Origin of the sequence: Salinibacter sp., assembly GCF_036626415.1 — a bacterium.
GTDB lineage: Bacteria > Bacteroidota > Rhodothermia > Rhodothermales > Salinibacteraceae > Salinibacter.
Window position 1 is genome coordinate 1 of record NZ_JAZKRW010000162.1, and the last position, 5,444, is coordinate 5,444.

The following is a 5,444-nucleotide window of genomic DNA, read 5'->3' on the forward strand; positions in this document are numbered from 1 at the left end:
GCGGGTACTGGGGCTGCGGCGGGGCCCCGTACTGCATCGGGGCCGACTGCGCCGCCGGTTGCATGAGCACCTGTGGGCTGTTCTGCCGGATGGTGAGCTTGAAGTCGTCTTCTTCAATCTCAACCTCCGACACCCCGCTCTCGGCGACAAGTCGAAGCAGTTCCTGAATCTTCGAAAGCTCCATGCGTCTGGATGAGTGTATGCGAAAGAACGGCGGACGCGTCCCGAGTTACACGGTGGACGCGGCCGAGACACGGGTTTCGTACTCTTCGGTCTCGGTGTTGAGGCGAACGACGTCCCCCTCGTTGATAAAAAGCGGCACGTCGATGGTGGCCCCGCTCTCCAGCGTCGCGGGCTTGTCGCCCCCCTGCGCGGTATTGCCCTTCACGCCGGGCGTGGTCTCTACGACCTCGAGCTCCACCTTCTGTGGGACCTCGGTGCGGAGCGGTTCCTCGGTGTCGGTCCGAAAAAGAATGTCGACGCTCCCTCCTTCCTTCAAAAACCTGCGCCCCTCCACCTGCTCCGGCGGCATCGAGAACTGCTCGTAGGACGCCTGGTCCATGAAGTGAAGCCCGTAGTCGTCCTCGTAGAGGTACTGATGTTCGCGGCGCTCCACCCGCACCTCATCGACCTTCGCCCCCGCCCGAAAGGTCTCCTCCACCTCGTGGCCATCCTTCACGTGTTTGAGGGTGGTGCGGACGAACGCGCCGCCCTTGCCGGGCTTGACGTGAAGGAAGTCGACGATCTCCCAGAGATCGTCTTTCCAGATGAACGTCATGCCGTTTCGAAAGTCACTCGTGTCCGCCATGGAGGGAGGTCGCTTCGTGACAATTACAGTAGGATAATATACCGCGCCGCAGGGAGTGGTGTCAACTTGTAGACGCTCAGTGCGGCGCTATTTTTGATCAAAGATGTGAATCCCTCAGTTGTTGCGAGTCGAGGCCCTGTGCCTCGCGCAATTCACGTGGGATCTAGCTCATCGAAACTCCTTCCCCTTGCGAAGAACGTCGGGGAGGTCCGTGACCCCGAAGGGCCCGTGCCGGTATTTGAACGGCTCGCCGTACGTGGCCCCCACGGTGTAGCCGTAGGTGCGGGCCCGAGCCTTCACCCACTCGAAGAATTCAGGGTTGGACACGAACGTTTCCGGCTCGTCCGGGTCCGGCTCGTAATCGGGGTTGTGAAACTGCGACTCGAAGGCCTGCAGGGCCTCAATGCGCCGGTCCCACACGTCCGTCACGTCCACCACCATCGTGGGCTCGAAGGACACGGCCTGCATGTAGTGGAGCACGTGGTGGGGCCGCCAGGGGGCCTGCGGGGCACCGTCCGGGCCGGTGGTCTCGATCTCTTGGAGACCGCTGTAGTAGAGGGCGTCGGTCGAGAGGTCGGCGGCGTCGCTGTGGTCGGGGTGGCGAGCCTCCGGCGGATTGATGAGGACAATGTCCGGGCGGTACCGGCGCACCGCCTCAATGACCCGGCGCTGATTCGCCTTCGTGTTGCGGAGGTCCCCGTCCATCAGCCCGAGGTTCTCGCGGGCGGTGAGGCCAATGATCTCAGAGGCCCGCTCGGCCTCTTCCATTCGCTGCTCGGGCGTGCCCCGCGACCCGAGCTGTCCCTTCGTGAAGTCGACGATGCCGACGTCATACCCTTGCTGGACGAGCAGACACATCGTCCCCCCCGCGCAGAGCTCCACGTCGTCGGGGTGGGCGGCGAGGGCGAGAACATCGAGGTTGGGCATGGACGGTGGGGTTCTCGGAAGTTGCAGGTCGCAAGAAGAATAGCCGGGCCTGGACAGCGCTATTGCGTATTTCGTATCGGGTGTTTCGTATTGCGTAGGCCACGGGCAGATACGCAATACGCACCACGAAATACTCATCCAGTCACGAGATTAACGATCTGCCCCGGCACGTAGATCTCGCGCTGAATGTCCGTGCCGTCGAGGTAGCGGGCCACGTTGTCCGCGGCCTTCGCGGTGGCGAGCACGTCGTCCTCGTCTGCGTCGGCCTCGACCTCGATGGTGGCGCGGACCGTGCCGTCGACCTGCACGGGCATCTCGACGACCTCGCGTCGAATGAGCGCCTCGTCGTAGGCGGGCCAGTCCTCGTAGGCGAGCGTCTCGTCGTGCCCAAAACGGGCCCACAGCTCTTCGCTGAGGTGCGGTGCGAAGGGGCTCAGGAGGAGGACGAACGGCTCGGCAATCTTGCGGGGCATCGTGTCCCACTTGTTGGCCGCGTTCACAAATTCCATCATCGCCGCGATGGCGGTGTTGAAGTCCCGGGCCTCAATGTCCTCCGTGACCTTCTTGATGGTGCGGTGCAGGACGCGGAGTTGGTCGCGGTCCGGCTCCTCGTCGCTCACCGCAAGCCCGCCACTGTCCGTGTCGACGACCAGGCGCCAGATGCGGTTGAGGAACCGGTGGACCCCCTCCATGTCGTCAGTGCTCCAGGGCTTGTCCTGCTCCAGCGGCCCCATAAACATTTCGTAGAGGCGGAGCGTGTCGGCCCCGTACTCGTCGACCACGTCGTCGGGATTGATGACGTTGCCGCGGCTCTTGCTCATCTTGTGGCTGCGGGCGTCAACCTGCACCGCCGGCCGATCCGCAAGGACAAACACGTCTCCGTCCTTCGTCACGTCCTCCTCGTCGACCTGGACGGGCGTGAGGTCTGTGTCGTCCGCAACGTTCTCGGCGGAAACGACATTGCCCTCCTCGTCCCGATACGCCGTGTACTCCGTCTCGCCCAGGATCATGCCCTGGTGCACCAGCGTCTGGAACGGCTCTTTCGTGGAGACGACGCCCGCGTCGTAGAGCACCTTGTGCCAGAAGCGGGCGTAGAGCAGGTGCAGCACGGCGTGCTCGGAGCCGCCCACGTACAGGTCGACCGGCATCCAGTACTCCTCCTTCTCCGGATCGACGAGCCGCTCGTCGTTGTCGGGGTCGAGAAAGCGGAGGTAGTACCAGCAGGAGCCGGCCCATTGCGGCATGGTGTTCGTCTCGCGGGTGGCCGGCGCGCCGGTCTCCGGGTCGGTGGTGTGCACCCAGTCCTCGATCGTGGCCAGCGGCCCCTCGGGCGTGCCGCTCGGTTCAAAGACATCAATGTCGGGCAGCGTGACGGGCAACTCGTCCTCGGGCACGGGCTTGTCCTCGCCGTCCTCCGTGAATACGATGGGGAAGGGCTCGCCCCAGTAGCGCTGGCGGCTGAAGAGCCAGTCCTGCAACTGGTAGTTGACGGTGTGCTCGCCTGTGCCCTCCGCCTCCAGCCACTCGGTGATGGCTTCCTTCGCTGCCTCGTTGTGCAGGCCGTTGAGGCTCACGTCCTCGTTGGCGGAGCGGACGTGGGGCCCGTCGCCGACGTAGGCCTCCTCCTCGATCTCGCCGCCCTCCACGACCTCCCGGACCGGCAGGTCGTACTTCCGGGCGAAGGCGTAGTCCCGCTCGTCGTGGGCCGGCACGGCCATGACGGCGCCGGTGCCGTAGGAGGCCAGCACGTAGTCGGCCACCCAGATCGGAATCTCCTCGCCGTTGACTGGATTCATCGCGTAGCCGCCGGTAAAGACGCCGGTCTTCTCCCCCTGCTGCTGGCGCTTCCGCTCACTCTTCCGGAGGGCTTCGTCAACGTAGGCCTCCACCTCCGCGCGGTGCGCGTCGGTCGTGATCTCGTCGAGCAGCTCGTGCTCGGGCGCCAGCACCATGTAGGTGGCGCCGAAGAGGGTGTCGGGGCGCGTGGTGTAGACCTCCAGCGAATCGTCGATGCCCGCAAGGTCGAAGTAGACGTTCGCGCCCTCCGACCGACCGATCCAGTTGCGCTGCATCTGCTTCGTGCTCTCTGGCCAGTCGAGGGCCTCCAGCCCCTCCAGCAGGCGGTCGGCGTACTCGGTGATCTTGAGCACCCACTGCCGCATCGGCACCCGCTCGCAGGGATAGCCGCCCCGCTCGCTCTTGCCGTCGATCACCTCCTCGTTGGCGAGCACCGTGCCGAGCTCTTCGCACCACCACACCGGCTCCTCGGACTGGTAGGCGAGCCCCCGTTCGTAGAGCTGCAGGAAGATCCACTGCGTCCACTTGTAGTAGTCCGGGTCCGTGGTGTTGATCTCTCGCTGCCAGTCGTACGAGAAGCCGAGGCGCTTGAGCTGGCGTTTGAACTGCGCGATGTTCTTTTCCGTCGTCTCCCGCGGGTGGGTGTTCGTCTTCAGCGCGTACTGCTCGGCGGGCAGGCCGAACGCGTCCCACCCCATCGGGTGCAGCACGTTGAATCCCTGCTTTCGCTTGTAGCGGGCCACGATGTCGGTGGCCGTGTAGCCCTCCGGGTGGCCCACATGGAGGCCCGCGCCGCTGGGGTACGGAAACATGTCGAGCACATAGAACTCGTCCTTGTCCTCCGGCACCTCGTCGGGGGTGCGGAAGGTCTGGTGCTCCTCCCAGTGCTGTTGCCACTTGGTCTCAATGTCGTGGAACGGATAGGCCATGGCAGGTGGCGTTGGAATGGTCTGGCGGGTCTGTAGCGCAGGGCGCGCCCCTTCCGTCTCGGGTCCGTCACGGGGTGTAACGGGCCTCGAATTGTACGGGACGGAGGGGAAAAGAGGATCCTTCGGAATGTTATAAGGTAAGGGCCGTCTCTTCACCTCTCCACTGCCCGCACACGAATTCAATCGTTCTATGCCCGACGTTCAGTCCCCCGATTTTCGTACCATCCTCGACACGGCGGACACGATTGCGGTCGTCGGGTGCTCGACCACGCCGACCCGCACGAGCCACAAGATTGCCCGCTATCTGCAGGCACGTGGGTACCGCGTCGTGCCGGTGAACCCGAACTACGACGCGGTGCTCGGGGAGCCGTGCTACCCGGATCTTCCCAGCATCCCGGCGGGCGTGGAACTCGACGTCGTCGACATCTTCCGGCGCCCCGAGCACACCGCCGACATGGTGCGCTCGGCGATCGCGCGCATTGAGCAGACCGGGGAGCAGCCAGTGATCTGGACGCAACTCGGGGTGTCCAGTCCCGAGGCGAAGGAGCTCGCCGAGGAGGCAGGGCTCCCCTACGTGCGCAACCGATGCATCAAGATCGAGTACGACCGGCTGTTTGCGTAGCGGCGGGGCGCCAGAAGAGGCAATATGAACCCCCTCCCCCGGCGCTCCAGCCAAGAGAGCGCCCGTGAGGAGAGGGGCTATCTACGGAACCCCTTATAATGCCCTGCACGCCACGACTTTGCACGCCCGATTTCGGCCTCTCGTCCCCGACGCCTTCACACCGCCGCGGTGTCACGGGGTCCGTCCTTGCATTCTGTTCCTCGCCATGGGAGTACACGAATTCGCAACTCCCCCAGCCTTTTGGTAGTGGTTGCGGTTGGCGAAGTGAACAGGCTGGGCTTTTCGGGAAGAGGAGGCACGCGTTGCGTTGAGGACCGACCCTGACCTCCGCACCATCGATGGTGTCTCTTCCTCCCAGGGA

General features: G+C 64.5%; 4 protein-coding genes and 1 pseudogene. 1 reads left to right on the forward strand and 4 read right to left on the reverse strand.

The window, feature by feature from the left end:
- From V5A20_RS12870 to leuS, 4 genes and pseudogenes are all read right to left on the reverse strand, one after another.
- A pseudogene (locus V5A20_RS12870) lies at window positions 1–184 on the reverse strand (acetyl-CoA carboxylase biotin carboxyl carrier protein); the annotation flags it as partial.
- Window positions 185–229: 45 nt separating this feature from the next.
- A complete protein-coding gene (gene efp, locus V5A20_RS12875) occupies window positions 230–808 on the reverse strand; it encodes an elongation factor P (protein ID WP_332316874.1) in 579 nt (192 codons plus the stop codon).
- A 168-nt stretch (window positions 809–976) separates the two neighbouring features.
- The gene (gene bshB1 / locus V5A20_RS12880) at window positions 977–1,735 is read right to left on the reverse strand and encodes a bacillithiol biosynthesis deacetylase BshB1 (RefSeq protein WP_332316875.1); all 759 of its coding nucleotides are present in this window, start codon (window positions 1,733–1,735) and stop codon (window positions 977–979) included.
- Window positions 1,736–1,869: 134 nt separating this feature from the next.
- Entirely contained in the window at window positions 1,870–4,461 is a 2,592-nt protein-coding gene (gene leuS / locus V5A20_RS12885) for a leucine--tRNA ligase (protein ID WP_332316876.1), read from the reverse strand.
- A gap of 190 nt (window positions 4,462–4,651) precedes the next feature.
- Between leuS and V5A20_RS12890 the strand changes: the two genes are divergently transcribed.
- A complete protein-coding gene (locus V5A20_RS12890; RefSeq protein WP_332327514.1) occupies window positions 4,652–5,083 on the forward strand; it encodes a CoA-binding protein in 432 nt (143 codons plus the stop codon).
- Window positions 5,084–5,444 lie beyond the last annotated feature (361 nt).

Bases quoted from the DNA above. Each gene is read 5' to 3' on its own strand.
- efp (WP_332316874.1), bottom strand. From the start codon at position 808: ATGGCGGACACGAGTGACTTTCGAAACGGCATGACGTTCATCTGGAAA.
- bshB1 (WP_332316875.1), bottom strand. From the start codon at position 1,735: ATGCCCAACCTCGATGTTCTCGCCCTCGCCGCCCACCCCGACGACGTG.
- leuS (WP_332316876.1), bottom strand. From the start codon at position 4,461: ATGGCCTATCCGTTCCACGACATTGAGACCAAGTGGCAACAGCACTGG.
- V5A20_RS12890 (WP_332327514.1), top strand. From the start codon at position 4,652: ATGCCCGACGTTCAGTCCCCCGATTTTCGTACCATCCTCGACACGGCG.